This window comes from Massilia yuzhufengensis, assembly GCF_900112225.1.
Lineage (GTDB): Bacteria > Pseudomonadota > Gammaproteobacteria > Burkholderiales > Burkholderiaceae_D > Telluria > Telluria yuzhufengensis.
Genome location: NZ_FOLD01000008.1, coordinates 65,043 through 81,340 on the forward strand (window position 1 = coordinate 65,043; position 16,298 = coordinate 81,340).

Here is a 16,298-nt window from a genome sequence, read left to right on the forward strand (position 1 = left end):
ACCCGTGCACGACACGGCCCCCCAACCCGCCAGCAGCCGTGACGAGCACGCCCTCATTGCCGACTGGATCCGCCTGGAAGGGGTGGCCGGGGTGGGGTGCCGCACTGCCCACTTGCTGCTGGACGTTTTCGGCTCGCCCGCGGCCATTTTCCGCGCCGGCCGTGCGGCCCTGGCCGCGCACGTGCCGGCGGCGCAGGCCGCCGCGTTGTGCGCACCCATGTCGCTCGACACCGCACGCATCGTCGAGGCCACGCTGGCCTGGCTGCGCGACCCGGCGCACGCCATCGTCACCCTGCACGACCTTGATTACCCGGAGGCGCTGCGCCACATCGCCGATCCTCCGCTGCTGCTCTATATAAACGGGCGGCGCGCGCTGCTGTCCGCGCCCATGATCGCCGTGGTCGGCAGCCGCAACGCAAGCAGCCAGGGCAAGGCCAACGCCGAAGGATTTGCCGAAGCCTTGTCGCGGGCGGGGCTGTGCGTGGTGTCGGGCATGGCGCTGGGCATCGATACCGCCGCCCACGAAGGCGCGCTGCGCGGGGAAGGCTCGACCATCGCCGTCATCGGCACCGGGCCCGACCGCGTCTACCCCGCGCGCAACCGCGCGCTCGCCCACCGCATTGCCGAACAGGGCTGCATCGTCAGCGAATATGCGCTGGGCACGCCACCTGTGGCCAGCAATTTCCCGCGCCGTAACCGGATCATCAGCGGCATGACGGCCGGCGTGCTGGTGGTGGAAGCGGCGGCGCAGTCGGGCTCGCTCATCACGGCGCAGATGGCGGCCGAGCAGGGGCGCGAGGTGTTCGCCTTGCCGGGCTCGATCCATTCGGCGCTGGCCAAGGGTTGCCACCAGCTGATCCGCGAAGGCGCGCGCCTGGTCGAGACCGTGGACGAGGTGCTGGAAGCGATGCGGGTGTCGCCGCTGGTGCGGCAGGCGGCGCCCCCGCCTGCCTGCAACGACGCGCTGCTGGCCGCGCTCGGCCACGACCCGGTCGGGCCCGATGAACTGCTGGCGCGCATCGGTGGCGATGCCGCGGCGCTGGCCGGCGAACTGCTGGCGCTGGAGCTGGCAGGGGTGGTGGAACGCCTGCCTGGCGGGGCGCTGCAACGGGTGGTGCGGGCCACATAAGGCGTAGCATGCCGGTTCTACGCCATGCAGCCTGCATGGGGTAATGCAAAAAAGAATGTTCTATTTGAGATGCCGATATGGAATGCATCCCCTTGATTTCATTGGAAATTGAGAAAACTGAGCGAACGGATAAGGCCACGATACAACGTTTTTTGCGCCGGGCACATGGGTGCGCGTGCTGGACTTGTACCGGAACGAGCTTAACTGCTACAGTAGCGTCACTATGTTCGACATCCTGGTCTACCTTTACGAGACGTACTATCGTCCTGACGCCTGCCCCGAGCCGGCTGCCCTGGCACGCAAGCTGTCCGCCGTCGGTTTCGATGATTTCGAAATCTCCGAGGCGCTGGACTGGCTGTCCGGGCTGACCGAAGCGGCAGTTTCCGACGCCATCGATGCCTGCACCGGCATCCGCTACTACGTGGATGAGGAATACATCGAGCTGGGCAGCGCCGCGATCGGCTTCATCCAGTTCCTCGAAAGCGCCAAGGTCCTCAGCCCGACGCAGCGCGAGATCGTCATCGAGCGCGCGCTCGCCTGCGACGAGTCGCCGGTGGCGCTGGGCAAGCTCAAGATCATCGTGCTGATGGTCTTGTGGAGCCAGGGCAAGGAGCCGGACGCGCTCATGTTCGACGACCTGTTCGGCGACGACGACGACCAGGCGCCGCGCCTGCTGCACTAGCCAGCAGGGCGATCAGGCAAAACGGGGCTGCATGCCCCGTTTGTCGTTTCTGGGCCCGACGGCCCGTCCCGGGCGGCGGGCGGAAGCCATGTGCACTTGCGGGAGGCGCGGCATCGCGCTTATCATTGGCCGCTCAATCCAGACTGTTACCAATCAGACACTACGGCTTTTGGCAACCGACCGGCGCACAAGCATGTATGATGCGCGAGCCAAGCCACTTATATATAGAGCATCAGAGAAACATATGACCAAATCCCTCATCATCGCCGAGAAGCCGTCGGTCGCGAACGACATCGCGAAGACGCTGGGCGGCTTCACCAAGCACGATGAGTACTTCGAATCCGACGAATACGTCCTGTCGTCCGCGGTGGGCCACCTGCTCGAGATCGCGGTGCCGGAAGAATTCGACGTCAAGCGCGGCAAATGGAGCTTCACCCACCTGCCGATGATCCCGCCGTACTTCGCGCTGAACCCGATCGCCAAGACCGAGTCGCGCCTGAAGGTGCTGAACAAGCTGATCAAGCGCAAGGACGTCACCACCCTGATCAACGCATGTGACGCGGGGCGCGAAGGTGAACTGATTTTCCGCCTGATCGCGCAGAACGCGAAGGCCAAGCAGCCGGTGAAACGCCTGTGGCTGCAGTCGATGACGGCCGGCGCGATCCGCGAAGGCTTCGCCAACCTGCGCACCGACGAGGAAATGCTGCCGCTGGCCGACGCCGCGCGCTGCCGCTCGGAAGCCGACTGGCTGATCGGCATCAACGGCACCCGCGCCATGACCGCCTTCAATTCGAAAGAGGGCGGGTTCTACCTGACGACCGTGGGCCGCGTGCAGACGCCGACCCTGTCGATCGTGGTCGAGCGCGAAGAAAAGATCAAGAAATTCGTCTCGCGCGACTACTGGGAAGTGCGCGCCGAATTCGTGTGCGCCGCCGGCGTGTACGAAGGCCGCTGGCTCGACCAGGCTTTCAAGAAGGACGAGAATGACCCGGAAAAGCGCGCCGAGCGCCTGTGGAGCAAGGCCGCCGCCGACTCCATCGCCACCGCCTGCCGCGGCAAGCAGGGCGTGGTCACCGAGGAATCGAAGCCGACCACCTCGATGGCGCCGGCCCTGTTCGACCTGACCAGCCTGCAGCGCGAGGCCAACGGCCGCTTCGGCTTCTCGGCCAAGAACACGCTGGGCCTGGCCCAGGCGCTGTACGAAAAGCACAAAGTATTGACCTACCCGCGTACCGATTCGCGCCACCTGCCGGAAGACTACGTCCAGACCGTCAAGGAAACGATGGTCGCGCTGGCCGACACCAATAACTACAACCAGTTCGCCAAGCAGGTCACCAAGAACGGCTGGGTCAAGCCAAACAAGCGCATTTTTGATAACACGAAAATCTCGGATCACTTCGCGATCATCCCGACCGGTGTCGCACCGAAGAACCTGAGCGAGCCGGAACAGAAGCTGTACGACCTGGTCACGCGCCGCTTCCTGGCCGTGTTCTTCCCGCCGGCCGAGTTCCTGGTGACCACCCGCTTCACCGAAGTGTCGGGCCACCAGTTCAAGACCGAAGGCAAGGTCATGACCAATCCGGGCTGGCTCGCCGTCTACGGCAAGGACACCACGGGCGACGACAAGGACAGCGCCACCCTGGTGCCGGTGCAAAAGGGCGAGAAGGTCCTGGCCGACAAGCTCAGCGCCAACGGCCTGGTGACGAAGCCGCCTGCACGCTACTCGGAAGCGACCCTGCTGTCGGCAATGGAAGGCGCGGGCAAGCTGATCGACGACGACGAGCTGCGCGACGCCATGGCCGGCAAGGGCCTCGGGACGCCAGCGACCCGCGCGGCCATCATCGAGGGCCTGCTGAACGAGAAATACCTGCTGCGCGAAGGCCGCGAGCTGATCCCGACCGCGAAAGCGTCGCAGCTCATGACGCTGCTGCGCGGCCTGGGCGTGAACGAACTGACCGCGCCGGAACTGACCGGCGAGTGGGAATACAAGCTGTCGCAGATGGAGAAGGGCAAGATTTCGCGCGACGAATTCATGCGCGAGATCCAGCAGATGACGCAGATCATCGTCAAGCGCGCCAAGGAATACGACAACGAGACGATTCCCGGCGACTACGCGACCCTGGTCACCCCGTGCCCGAACTGCAGCGGCGTGGTCAAGGAAAACTACCGCCGCTTCGCCTGTACCAAGTGCGAATTCTCGATGAGCAAGACGCCGGGCAGCCGCCAGTTCGAGATCGCCGAAGTCGAGGAACTGCTGAAGAACCGCACCATCGGTCCGCTGCAGGGCTTCCGCTCCAAGATGGGCCGCCCGTTTGCGGCGATCCTGCGCATCGTGCGCGACGAAGAGATCAAGAACTTCAAGCTGGAGTTCGACTTCGGCCAGGACCAGGACGACGAAGACGGCGAAGGCGTCGACTTCACCGGCCAGACCGCGCTCGGACCGTGCCCGAAGTGCGCGTCCGGCGTGTACGAAATGGGCCTGGCCTACGTGTGCGAAAAAACGGTCGCCAAGCCGAAGGCCTGCGACTTCCGCAGCGGCCGCATCATCCTGCAGCAGGAAATCCTGCCCGAGCAGATGACCAAGCTGCTGGTCGACGGCAAGACCGACCTGATGCCGGGCTTCGTGTCGCAGCGCACCCGCCGCGCCTTCAAGGCCTTCCTGGTCCGCGGCAAGGACGGCAAGATCAGCTTCGAGTTCGAAGAGCGCAAGGCCAAGCCGGGCGCCAAGCCCAAGGCGGCTGCGGCCGAGGGCGCCGAGGGCGCCGAGGGCGAGGGCGCGGCACCGTTGAAGGCGGCGCGCAAGGCGGCCGCCAAGCCGGCGGCCAAGGCCGCAGCTAAGAAGGCCCCGGCCAAGTCGGCGGCGCGCAAGCCGGCGGCGAAGAAGATTGCGGCGGCAAAGAAGTAATTTTTTTACCCGGTGGTAAAAAACGCGGACTCCTTGGGGTTCGCGTTTTTTTTGCGCGGGTGGTTTGCGGGGTAACTTGGATCCCGGCCTGCGCCGGGATGACGGTTTTTAGGGCGAGGATCTTTTCCGGCGCCGGCAGCTCTTGAATCTCTCCATCATCAAACAACGTCGTTCCGGCGAAGGCCGGAACCCAATTCCGTCGCATACCAACATCGCATCCACGCCCCACTTACCCCACCCGCATCATTCCTCCCCACCACAAGAATTTGCTTTTCATTAATCACTTTTCCCGGTAATAATCGAACAAGTAATTGACGCATAAAGTTTCATCATTCGGTCCCCTGTTGCAAACGCAGGCATCACTCCTATAACTATTCGACCCGTCTGAACCCATGAAGCTCTCCGACCTCAAAATTGCGACCCGCCTCTACCTCGGCTACGGCGTCCTGATCGGCATTACCGGCATTGTCGTCGCCATCGCCTACGCCAAGGTCAGCGCACTCGATGCCGCCAACGACGCCAATGTGCGCACCTACCAGACGCTGGCCGAGGTCGACGGCGCGATGCAGGCGCTGGTGAATATCGAAACCGGCGAACGCGGTTTCGCCCTCACCGGCCAGGACGCCTCGCTGGAGCCCTACACGGCCGGCAAGCAGGCCTTCCAGCAGCACCTCGCCCAAGCGCTCGCGCTCACGGGTGGCGACGAAGCGCAGCAGCAGCGCCTGAACGCGCTGGCCCAGCACCAGCGCAACTGGCTGGCCAAGGCCATCGATCCCGTGGTCGCGCTGCGCCGCGCGGCGGTCGACGGCGACATCGCGCAGGTGGTCGCCGCGGTCCAGGAGGGCAAGGGCAGGGCCGGCATGACCGCCATGCGCGGCGTGGTGGCCCAGGTCAGGGAGGCTGAAAACACCGTGCTCGCGCAGCGCACGGCGGAGATCGCGGCTGCCCGTTCGGCCATGCGCCGCACGCTCGTGGGCGGCGGCCTGATCGCCGGCATCCTGGCGCTGTTCATGGCCTACCAGCTGGGCCGCAACATCAGCATCCCGCTGCGCCGCGCGGTCAAGCTGGCGCGCTCGGTGGCCGAGGGCGACCTGACGCTGGACGTCAAGGTGCGCACCAACGACGAAGCGGGCGAGCTGATGGCGGCGCTGAAGGACATGAATGCGTCACTGGTGGCGATCGTCTCGAAGGTGCGCACCGGCACCGGCGCCATCGAGACCGCGGCCGGTGAAATCTCGGCCGGCAACCAGGACCTGTCGAGCCGCACCGAGCAGCAGGCCAGCTCGCTCGAGGAAACCGCCTCGTCGATGGAAGAACTCACCTCCACCGTCAAGCAAAACGCCGACAATGCGCGCCAGGCCAAGCAGCTGGCCGCCAGCGCCGCCGACACCGCCGCCCATGGCGGGGACGTGGTGGCCGAAGTCGTGCTCACCATGGGTTCGATCAACCAGGCCTCGCGCAAGATTGCCGACATCATCAGCGTCATCGACGGCATCGCCTTCCAGACCAATATCCTGGCGCTGAACGCCGCCGTGGAAGCGGCGCGCGCGGGCGAGCAGGGACGCGGCTTTGCCGTGGTGGCCAGCGAGGTGCGCAACCTGGCGCAGCGCTCGGCCGCCGCGGCGAAAGAAATCAAGGGACTGATCGGCGACTCGGTGTCGCGCGTGGAAGCCGGCTCGCGCCTGGTCGACCAGGCCGGCCGCACGATGGAAGACGTGGTGGCGAGCGTGAAGCGGGTGTCCGACATCATCGGCGAGATCGCCGCCGCCAGCGAAGAGCAGCGCGACGGCATCGAACAGGTGAACCAGGCCATCGTCCAGATGGACGAGGTCACCCAGCAGAACGCCGCGCTGGTCGAGCAGGCCGCTGCCGCAGCCGAAGCGATGCGCGAGCAGGCCGGGGGGCTGGCGCAGCTGGTGGGGACCTTCCAGCTGGCCAAGGACGCGCAGGCCGTGCCCGCGCCCGTGGTGGCGCCGGCCGCGCCGCAGCGCCTGGCCCTGCCGGCCGCACGCAAGGGCGGGCGCCAGGCGCGCAAGCCCGGCCCGCGCAGCGCCAGCGCAGTAGCGCCTGAAGCCGAGGCCGAAGCCGTGGCCTGAACCTACTTGCGTTCCACCCGAACCTGGTAGAACGCGCTTCCGCGGACAGTTCCGGGTGGGCGTGCGGAACGACCAAACACAAGGAACGTCATGCCGGCCACGCCACTTGCAAAACGCGCAATCCTGTTCGCACTGGCCGCGTGGCAGCTGTCGGCCACGGCGGCCGACGTCATTCCCGCCCATCTGGTGGGCGTGTGGGGCACGGCCGAATCCCTGTATGCCGGCACCACCGCCCAGGCCGAACTGTACCTGCAGGCGGACGGCACCGGCATGCTGGTCGGGTCATCTGCGCCGGCGCTGCATGCCACCGGCGCCGACAAGGGCAAGCCCGACCCGACAATGCGCGTCGTCCTGGGTGTGCCCTTGCGCGCGACGCTGGAGGGCGATGTACTGAGCGCGCAGCCGTTCGGGATGCCCGGCGACAGGATGCCACCGCCCGAGGAAATACGGGTCGCCTGCCGTTACGACGGTGCTTCGGCCACCCTGGCGTGCAAAGGCCCGAAACCGCCGGACATGCTGATGAAGCGGCGCAGCGCCACGCTGCCCGCCGAAGCGGTAAAGGCGATCAGCGATGTGTTCATCGCAGCGGCGGCCTACGCCGGCAAGGCCGGCGCTATCCGGCCCGCGCCATCCACCCAGCCGTGAAATGCAAAAACCGCGGCATGACCGCGGTTTTTTTAAATGGATGCGCACAAGGCGCGTTCCCGTTCCTACTCCTGCCACTCCTGCAGTGCCCGGATCGCGGCTTCGCCGTTGCGGATCGCCTTCACGCGCCGCACGACTTCGTTGCGCCATGCTTCGTCGGCGTCCTCGTCGGCGCCGTCGATGTCCTCGAGGAGCATACGCAACAGCGAATTCTTTTCACCTGCGCTCAGCAGCTGAATCTGTTCTGCGATCTCGGCAACCAGGTTCGACATGATGCTTCCTTCCAGTAATATTTTTGAAATAATAGCTCTAGTTTCAAAGGTTGTCGACCGGAACCATATTGTCGGTCGGTTTTCGATCGATTAATTTGTTATCCGGGTCGATACCGGCCCTTCCAGGGCGTCCGTCGACCACCAGCGTGACGCTTTGTTCGGCCTTGTCCACCAGGCGCCGTTCGCGCGCCAGCGGGTTGCCGTTGCGGTCGTCGACACCGAATTCGATGTAGTCCTTCAAGGGCGCCGGCTTCTCGTCGCCCAGTTCGCCCGCGCGTACCTTGCCTGCATGGGCCTTGATCGTCACGTCGAACTTGCCGTCCGGGCGCTGGCGCGCGCTGGCGCTGGCGGCGCGGTTCTCGTACAGCACGATCGATTCGAACAGGTCGTCGATCAGGTAGGCCTTGTCCGGCGGCGTCACCGCGCGCAGGCCGTCGACCAGCACCGACACGCTCGGGTAGGGCGCGCCCTGGAAGCCGTGTTCCTTCAGCAGACCGCGCAGCACGCCGTTGACGGCGTCCTCACCCAGCAGGTCCTGCAACAGGTAGAGCGCCAGGCTGCCCTTGCGATAGTGGACGTAGTCCTGGTTTTCGTTCAGCGCCAGCGGCAGTTCCTTGCGGCGCTCGGTGGCGCGGCCCATCAGGTAGGCGTCGAGGTTATAGCGCAGGAAACGGCGCATCTTCTGGCTTCCCACCGTGCGCTTCATGACCATCAGCGCAGTGTACTCCGACAGGCTCTCCGACAGCGCGGTTGCGCCGCGCGTCCTGGCCCCCACCAGCTGGTGGCCCCACCACTGGTGCGCGGCTTCGTGGGCGCTGACGTAGAACGGATAATCGATGTCCTTCGGCGAATCGTTGTCGATGCGGGCGATGAAGCCCATGCTTTCCGAGAACGGGATGGTGCCCGGGAAGGCCTGTGCATAACTAGCGTAGCGCGGGAATTCGACGATGCGCAACTCTCGGAACTGATAGGGGCCAAAACGCCTCGCCGCGTAGTCCAGGCCCGCCTGGGCGCCGCGAATCATGCGCTCGACGTTGTACTCGTGGCCCGGATGGTAGAACACGTCGATGGTCACGTCCTGCCAGCGGTCGTGCCGCACTTCGTAGCGCGCCGACTGGAAGGCGTAGAAGTTCAGGATCGGCTTGTCCATGCGGTAGTGGAAGTAGCGGCGGCCGCCCTGCATCCATTCCTTTTCCAGCGTGCCCGGCGCGATCGCGACCTGGTCCGGGCTGGTGCTGACCACCGCATCGAAACCGATCCAGTCGGCGTCCACGCCCACGCCATTGTTGGCGCGCCCGGCCGGGTCGTCGCGCGCGGCCATCGGGGCCTTCGGACCCAGGCCGCGGCTCTTGCGGTCGCGGTCGTCCAGCAGCTCCACCGCCGGCTGGTAGCCAATGCGGGGCATGACGTCGTTGGTGAAGAAGCTGCCGTTGCCCACCACCGGCGTGTCGCGCCCCAGTCCCAGCAGGCCGCCGGGGGCGTACTTCACGGTGAAATCGAGCGCCATGCGCTGGCCCGGCTGCATCGGGCTGGCCAGGCGGTAGTGGTAGAAGCCGCGCTCCGGATCGGCCGCGACCTGGCGCGCCGCCTGCGAGAAGCGCACCTCCAGCTTGGCGCCGCGCTGCTGGTACAGGATGATGTCGCGCAGCGGCGTTGCGTTGCGGTTCTCGAGCTGGTAGCTGCCCTTGACCGCCAGCGCGCGCTGCGCGGGCCGGATGTCGACCTGCAGCTTGACGTCGGCGATGCGCGGCTGCGGCAGCGCGGCGTAGCGGCGGTAGCGCAGCTCGTACTCGGCGCGCTGTTGTTCCTGCTGTCCGGTGGTCTGGTAGTCGCCGGCGTGCAGTTCCCAGGCCAGCAGCGCGCCGGTGCCGGCGAAGATGGCCAGGCCGGCGCCGAAGCCGGCCAGCACCGGCGCCGACAGGTTGCGGCGCGCCAGGCGCAGGCGTTCGCGCCAGCCGGTGTCGACGCCGCGCGCCCACAGCACGCGCGCCGCCACCATCAGCATCATGGCCATGCCGCCCCAGTACAGCTGGAACAAGTGCTCGCGCAGCAGGTAGTGGCCGAAGCCGTTCATGGCGGAATACGTGAACGGCGGCGTGAAGCCGAACACCAGCATCGGGTGGTCCAGGCCATAGCCTTGCGCGGTGCCGGCGACCAGGTACAGGGCGATCAGGATGAAGTAGGCCGTGTAGCGGTTGTTGACGATCACCTGCATCGCGATCGCCATCACCGCCAGCAGCGCGTACTGCGGCAGCAGCACCGTGAACAGGAAGCGGATGTACAGCCCCGGCTCCAGCCCGAACCAGCCCTTGAACAGTTGAATGAGCATGCCGACCACCATCGCCATCGCCAGCAGCAGGGCCTGCAGGCCGACCAGCGCCAGGGTCTTGCCGGCCAGCGGCAGCCAGGTCGGCGCGGGCAGGGCGTCGAGCATCTGCGACATGCGCGCTTCGCGCTCGCGCCACACCATCTCGCCGGCGAACAGGGTGGTCACCACCAGCATGTAGAGTTCGAATACGTCGCGGATCAGGTCGAGCACCATGTAGGTGACCGGGTAGGTGCTGGTCCCGTACATCGAACCGAGGTCGAGCGCGCTGGCCGCCAGGATCAGGACGCCCGCGACCGCCAGCGCCAGGAAGTACACGTTCTTGCTCGACTCGCGCAGGTTGTACCAGACCGATTTGCCCAGCAGGATGGCCAGGCTGCGGCGCTCGAAGTCGGGCGCCTCGACGGTGTCGATGGCGGCGTGCGTCAGCGGGGCCGGCGCTTCGACCAGTTGCTGGCCCTTGCGCTGGCGCGTGTCGACGCTGACGGTGGTGTGGAAGCGCCAGTAGCCGAGCAGCAGCACCACCAGCCCGAAGCCCACCCAGAGCAGGCGGTTGACCAGGTACACGCCTTCCAGCGTCACGACGCGCGTATTGCGCTCGGCGATCGGCCAGTACTCGGTAAGGCGGATCAGCGCGGTGGTGCCGAACGGGTCGATCAGCGCGGCCAGGGTCTTGTAGTCGAGGTCACGTGCCAGCGAAGGCGCGATGATGTAGCCGACCATCATGATGATGCTGGCCACGTACACCGGCAGCATGCGGCGCGACAGCGCGGCCAGCACGAAGAACAGGGAGCCGAAGATGAAGGTGTTGGGCAGCAGCGTGAACAGGTAGGGGAGCAGGTAGTTCGAGAGCGTGTTCGGTCCCAGCCGGTCCGGCTCCACGCCGGGAATGAAGCAGCCGAGCCAGGCGCCCAGCACGATGCTCGACAGGATCACCGCCAGCGTCAGGAAGGCGCCGAGGAAGCGGCCCAGCACGTAGTGGTGCTTGCGGATCGGCGCACTGAAGAAGAAGTGCTGCATCTCGTATTCGAAGTCCTGCTGCACCGAGCGGCCCATCACGGCCGCCACCACCACCACGCCGAAGCAGCCGAGGAAGGAAGCGGTGAGCGCCACCTGGCGCGGGGCGTTGATCAGGACCCGGCCGCCGAAGGTGACGAGGGCGTCGCGGAACACGCCGCCGGCCGCCGCCATCCACAGCATCGCCAGCGCCAGGAACATGCCGAAGTAGATCCAGGTGGACAGCAGCCGCAGCCGCTGCCGCGCTTCGAAGCCGGCGATGGCAAGCAGGGTGCGCATTGCTTAACAGTTCCCCGCAGCGGCGTTGTGGCGGCCCGCGATGGTGGCGAAATACACGTCTTCCAGGCTGGCGCGGGCCGGCTCGAAACCGTCGCCCGGGTCTTTTTCGGCATACACGTGGATCAGGGTGCGGCCGGTGAGCAGGCGGGTCGAGATGACCTGGTGGCGCTTCTGGAATACCGGCAGCTCCTGCTTGGTGACGAAGCGCGCCCAGATGTAGTCTTCGATCTCGTAGACCAGGTCCTGCGGGTCGCCGCACAGCAGCACATGGCCCTTGTTGATGATCGCCATGTTGGCGCACAGGTCGGCCACGTCGGACACGATGTGGGTCGACAGGATGACGGTTTTGTCTTCGCCGATCTCGGACAGCAGGTTGTGGAAGCGCACCCGTTCCTGCGGGTCGAGGCCGGCGGTGGGCTCGTCGACGATGATCAGGCGCGGGTCGCCCAGCAGCGCCTGGGCGATGCCGAAGCGCTGGCGCATGCCGCCCGAGAAGGTGCCGAGGCGCTGGTTGCGTACTTCCCAGAGGTTGGTCTGCTGCAGCAGGCCGTCCACCACTTCGCGCCGGCGGTGCTTGTGCGACAGGCCCTTGAGCTGGGCGAAATGGTCGAGCATGTCGTAGGCGGTGACCTTCGGGTACACGCCGAAATCCTGCGGCAGGTAGCCGAGCATGCGGCGCACCGCATCCTTTTCGTCCAGCACATCGATATCATCCAGGAACACCGAACCGGAATCGCATTCCTGCAGGGTGGCGAGGATGCGCATCAGCGTGGATTTGCCGGCGCCGTTCGGGCCGAGCAGGCCGAACATCCCGGCGGGGATGGTCAGCGTGACCCGGTCGAGCGCGACCACGCCATTGGCGTAGGTCTTCGACAAATTCCTGATACGTAATTCCATGCCATGCTCCCATGTCGCAGTCATGACGCTGCGCGTGTAAACCATCCTCAACACTTGCATTGTATTAAATTGCGTGCCCCCTTGTGGTATCTCTGCGACGCACGGTCAGTTTGCTGGCCCAGACTGCATAATCCGGTGATAGGGCGCACCAAAACTTTCCCTATATAAACATTGCTCGCCTTGGGCCCCAAAACGTGGATAATGGACGAATGAACAAGCTCATCCAGGACAAGCTGCTGGCGCTGATGCACGAAGGCCGCGGCCGGGCGGAGGCGACCGACTGGTTCCGGGTCGGGCTGGGGCTGTTCTACCTGGCTGCGCTGATGACGGAGGAGGCGATCGACTTCAAGAAGGTCGACCGCGAATTCAACCGCTTCCTCTACCACACGCTGGGCCAGGGCCACAGCATCGCCAGCGTGCTGCAGTACATGAGCGGCGAGAAGGTGATGCCGACGGTGGAATCGGCGCGCTTCATGGACGCCTTCCGGCGCCACTGCCCGGAGGTGCCGGTCGATTCGATTCCCTTCCTCCTCGACCTGAACCTGGGCGTGGCGAAGAACATCTCGGGGCTGGACCCGGCCGGCCCCCTGGCCGACTGGATCGCGCGCACGAAGGCGTCGGCGCCGGGCAGTTAGCACAAGGCCTATAATGACGTTTTGGCCACCTGCATCGACCACATCATGAGTGCAAACCGTTCCAGCTCCCCCTTCGACGACTTGATCACCGGTTTCGACAAGGCCTTGCGCGTGGTCGGCGGCGTGGCGTCATCGTCGCGCCCCAATCCCGGCGCCCACGCCAACGACTACGAACTGAGCGACGACGAGCGCCGCCACAGCGCCGGCCTGATGCGCGTGAACCACGTCGGCGAAGTCTGCGCCCAGGCCCTGTACGACGCCCAGGCGCGCTTCGGCAAGAGCGAGACGATCCGTGCCCAGTTCAAGAAATCGGCGCGCGAGGAAGAAGACCACCTGGCCTGGACGGCCGAGCGCCTGTCGGAACTGGGCTCGCAGCCTAGCCTGCTCAACCCCTTGTGGTATGCGGGTTCCTACGTCTTGGGCAGCATCGCGGCCAAGCTGGGCGATCCGAAGAGCCTGGGCTTCGTGGTGGAGACCGAGCGCCAGGTGGAGGCGCATCTGAACGAGCACCTCGAACAGCTCCCGCCCCAGGACGCGCGCTCGCGCGCGATCGTGGAGCAGATGCGGGTAGACGAAATCGCCCACGGCGCCTCGGCGCAGGCGCTGGGCGCGGCCGAAATGCCGGCGCCGGTGCGGATGGTGATGCAGGCGATGTCGAAGGTGATGACGACGACGGCGTATCACATTTAGCTTTTCGAAAGACGGCGCACTTGAAGGCGCCGCACACTTCTAACCGCTACACACTAGAACAACGTCGTTCCGGCGCAGGCCGGAACCCAAGTGTGTGTACGTCCCGGCGCCGTATCGATTGATTCCGCAACTTCGGCACGTCGTTCCCGCGCAGGGGTGGCAATGCCACTGGCATTGCCACCCCCAATTTGCGTGCGTTACCGCTGCTCACAAAAATTGGGTTCCGGCCTTCGCCGGAACGACGGTCTTGAGGGTGGTGGTCACAGTGCACGCCGCGTGACGGCATGATTACCTGACGCCTGGCGTTAAACCTCCACAATCTCCACCGTATGCGTGATCTCCGCCGTCTTGGCCAGCATGATCGACGCCGAGCAGTACTTGTCGTGTGACAGGGTGACGGCCCGTTCCACTGCGGCCGGCTTGAGGTTGCGGCCGGTGACGACGAAGTGGAAGTTAATCTTGGTGAACACCTTCGGATCGCTCTCCGCGCGCTCGGCCTGCAGCGTCACGTCGCAGCCGCGCACGTCTTCGCGGCCGCGCTTGAGGATCAGGACCACGTCGTAGGCGGTGCAGCCGCCGGTGCCGACCAGCACCATCTCCATCGGGCGCGGGGCCAGGTTGTGGCCGCCGGCTTCCGGGGCGCCGTCCATGGCCACCATGTGGCCGGTGCCGGTTTCGGCGCGAAAACTCATGCCCGACGGGCCATTCCAGCTGACTTTCACTTCCATTCGATTTCTCCGCTGAGGATGCTGTGCCGTGGATTGTAAGGCAGCCGGGGCGCCTTTGCCGGCGCCCCGTTTTTTTACACCGCCAGCACGTAGCGCTCGCTCTTCATGCGCCAGCTCGCAAACGCGATGAGCAGGAGCGCGGGAATCGCCGAGCACAGGAAGGTCAGCAGGAAGGGCAGGGAGCCGATGTCGCCGCCCTTGGACAGTTCTTTCACCAGGGTCTGGTTCGACATCATCGGCACCAGGTACATCCAGTCGGCTGTTTTCAGCTCAAGGAAGGACACGATGAAGCCGGGGATGAAGGGCACGATCAGCACGATGCTCAGGATGGTCTGCGCTTCCTTGAAGGTCTTGGCGTTCATCGCCAGTGCGATGTGGATGGCGCCGGCCAGCAGCGACAGCGGCACCGTCACCAGGCACACCAGCATCAGCTCGCCCCAGCCCAGGCTCCAGGACATGCCCAGTTCTTCCAGCGGCAGCCACTTGAGGATGATGTGGGCCAGGATCAGCTCCAGGGTCACGCCGACGATGCCCAGCATGCTGGCGGCGAGCCATTTGCCGCCGACCAGTTCCCAGGTGCGCGCCGGCTGCGCCATCAGCACTTCGAGCGAGCGGCGTTCGCGCTCGCCCGCGGTGCTGTCGACCGCCGCCGACATGCTCAGCATGAAGGCCGGGAAGAACAGGATGCCCATGATGCTGCCCACCACCACCGCCGAACGGGCGGCGTTGGTGCCGGTGTCGTAGCGCTGCACCTGGATCGGCGACAGCGCCGCCGGCGACACGCCATGCGCCAGCAGGCGCGCGCTGGCGATGTTGGCGCCGTACAGCTTGAGCACGTCCTCGACGTCGCCGCGCTGGCGGTCGCGGTCGGTGGCCGAGTCGAACCAGACCTCGATCCGCGCCGGGCGCATCGCGTAGTAGTTCTCGGTGAAGTCGTCCGGCAGGCGCAGCACCGCCACGAACTTCTTCTCGCGCAGCAGGTCGGCGATCGCGTCTTCGTCCATCGCCGGCGTGTCCTTGACCGTGATGTTCTTCTGGCCCAGCTGCGCCATCAGGGTCGGCGCGCGGGCAGCGCCGATCACGGCCAGCTCGATGCCTTCGCGCTCGGTCTTGGTGCTGCGGTCGATCCCCTGGTGCAGCATGAAGCCGATCATCGCCGGGTACAGCAGCGTGAACATGGCCAGCATGCCGAGCGTGCGCTTGTCGCGCAGCGTCTCGCGCAGCTCTTTGAGGAAAATAATCAGGAGCTTGGATTTCATGCGATTCCTTCTTCGGTACCGACCAGGCTCACGAACGCGTCTTCCAGGTTGGCGATGCCGGTGCGCCGGCACAGTTCATCGGGCGAGCCCTGGGCCACGGTGTGGCCGCCGGCGATGACGATCACGTCCTCGCACAGGGCGGTCACTTCCTGCATCACGTGGGTGGCCATGATCACGCAGCAGCCGTCGGCGCGCAGCGCGCCGAGCGCGGTGCGCAGCGCGCGCGTGCTCATCACGTCCAGGCCGCGGCTCGGTTCATCGAGAAGCAGGTGGCGCGGGCGGTGCAGCAGGGTGCGCGCAAGCGCCACCTTGATGCGCTGGCCCTGCGAGAAGCCCTTGGTGCGGCGCGCCAGGATGTCTTCCATGCCGAGCAGCTCGGACACTTCGTCGATCCGCTGGTGCAGGCCGGCGCGCGCCATGCCATTGAGTTCGCCGAAATACACCAGGTATTCGCGCGTGGTGAGGCGCTCGTAGAGCCCGAACTGGTCGGTCAGGAAGCCGATGCTGCGGCGTACCGCCATCGGGTCCTTCTCGGGATCGACGCCGTCGATCGAGATCGTGCCGTGGTCGCGCTTGAGCAGCCCGACCAGGGTGCGCAGCAGGGTGGTCTTGCCGGCGCCGTTGGGGCCGAGCAGCGCGGTGATCTGGCCATCGCGCGCGGTGAAGCTGACGCCGCCCAGCGCCTTGACGGCGCCGAACTGTTTGCGTACATCGTGGACTTCAATCATGTCTGTCGCC

The 16,298-nt window shown here is 65.8% G+C and carries 13 protein-coding genes; 7 read left to right on the forward strand and 6 right to left on the reverse strand.

Annotation, left to right across the window (positions count from 1 at the left end; all coding sequences use genetic code 11):
* Positions 1–4: 4 nt before the first annotated feature.
* The 5 genes from dprA (at position 5) to BM031_RS09205 (ending at position 7,457) form a co-directional block, all read left to right on the forward strand.
* Positions 5–1,129: a DNA-processing protein DprA gene (gene dprA, locus BM031_RS09185; RefSeq protein WP_091874083.1), complete on the forward strand. Its 1,125-nt coding sequence runs from the start codon at positions 5–7 to the stop codon at positions 1,127–1,129.
* Positions 1,130–1,352: 223 nt separating this feature from the next.
* Entirely contained in the window at positions 1,353–1,811 is a 459-nt protein-coding gene (locus BM031_RS09190; RefSeq protein WP_091874084.1) for a Smg family protein, read from the forward strand.
* Positions 1,812–2,055: 244 nt separating this feature from the next.
* Complete coding sequence (locus BM031_RS09195) at positions 2,056–4,716, forward strand: DNA topoisomerase III (RefSeq protein WP_091874086.1); 2,661 nt, start codon at positions 2,056–2,058, stop codon at positions 4,714–4,716.
* Between the two features lie 392 nt (positions 4,717–5,108).
* Positions 5,109–6,812, forward strand: a complete 1,704-nt coding sequence (locus BM031_RS09200; protein ID WP_091874088.1) for a methyl-accepting chemotaxis protein — start codon at positions 5,109–5,111, stop codon at positions 6,810–6,812.
* A gap of 90 nt (positions 6,813–6,902) precedes the next feature.
* Positions 6,903–7,457, forward strand: coding sequence for a hypothetical protein (locus tag BM031_RS09205; RefSeq protein ID WP_091874090.1), 555 nt, complete (start codon positions 6,903–6,905; stop codon positions 7,455–7,457).
* Positions 7,458–7,522: 65 nt separating this feature from the next.
* On the opposite strand, the gene BM031_RS09210 is transcribed toward BM031_RS09205, so the two are convergent.
* The 3 genes from BM031_RS09210 to BM031_RS09220 are packed head-to-tail and all read right to left on the reverse strand — an operon-like array spanning position 7,523 to position 12,248.
* Positions 7,523–7,729, reverse strand: a complete 207-nt coding sequence (locus tag BM031_RS09210; RefSeq protein WP_091874092.1) for an addiction module protein — start codon at positions 7,727–7,729, stop codon at positions 7,523–7,525.
* Between the two features lie 43 nt (positions 7,730–7,772).
* Positions 7,773–11,351, reverse strand: coding sequence for a M1 family aminopeptidase (locus BM031_RS09215; protein ID WP_091874093.1), 3,579 nt, complete (start codon positions 11,349–11,351; stop codon positions 7,773–7,775).
* Positions 11,352–11,354: 3 nt separating this feature from the next.
* The gene (locus BM031_RS09220) at positions 11,355–12,248 is read right to left on the reverse strand and encodes an ABC transporter ATP-binding protein (protein WP_091874095.1); all 894 of its coding nucleotides are present in this window, start codon (positions 12,246–12,248) and stop codon (positions 11,355–11,357) included.
* 209 nt (positions 12,249–12,457) lie between these two features.
* Here BM031_RS09220 and BM031_RS09225 point away from each other — a divergent pair, with 209 nt between their 5' ends.
* Positions 12,458–12,883 carry a hypothetical protein gene (locus BM031_RS09225; protein WP_091874097.1) on the forward strand — a complete coding sequence of 142 codons (426 nt, stop codon included), beginning with the start codon at positions 12,458–12,460 and terminating at the stop codon, positions 12,881–12,883.
* A 45-nt stretch (positions 12,884–12,928) separates the two neighbouring features.
* The gene (gene coq7, locus BM031_RS09230) at positions 12,929–13,573 is read left to right on the forward strand and encodes a 2-polyprenyl-3-methyl-6-methoxy-1,4-benzoquinone monooxygenase (RefSeq protein WP_091874284.1); all 645 of its coding nucleotides are present in this window, start codon (positions 12,929–12,931) and stop codon (positions 13,571–13,573) included.
* A 305-nt stretch (positions 13,574–13,878) separates the two neighbouring features.
* On the opposite strand, the gene BM031_RS09235 is transcribed toward coq7, so the two are convergent.
* The 3 genes from BM031_RS09235 to BM031_RS09245 all read right to left on the reverse strand — a co-directional run bounded on the left by BM031_RS09235 (position 13,879) and on the right by BM031_RS09245 (position 16,288).
* Complete coding sequence (locus tag BM031_RS09235) at positions 13,879–14,301, reverse strand: OsmC family protein (RefSeq protein WP_091874098.1); 423 nt, start codon at positions 14,299–14,301, stop codon at positions 13,879–13,881.
* 74 nt (positions 14,302–14,375) lie between these two features.
* Positions 14,376–15,560, reverse strand: a complete 1,185-nt coding sequence (locus BM031_RS09240) for an ABC transporter permease (RefSeq protein WP_091874100.1) — start codon at positions 15,558–15,560, stop codon at positions 14,376–14,378.
* Entirely contained in the window at positions 15,557–16,288 is a 732-nt protein-coding gene (locus BM031_RS09245) for an ABC transporter ATP-binding protein (RefSeq protein WP_091874101.1), read from the reverse strand. The genes BM031_RS09240 and BM031_RS09245 overlap by 4 nt, the downstream gene beginning before the upstream one ends.
* Positions 16,289–16,298: the final 10 nt, after the last annotated feature.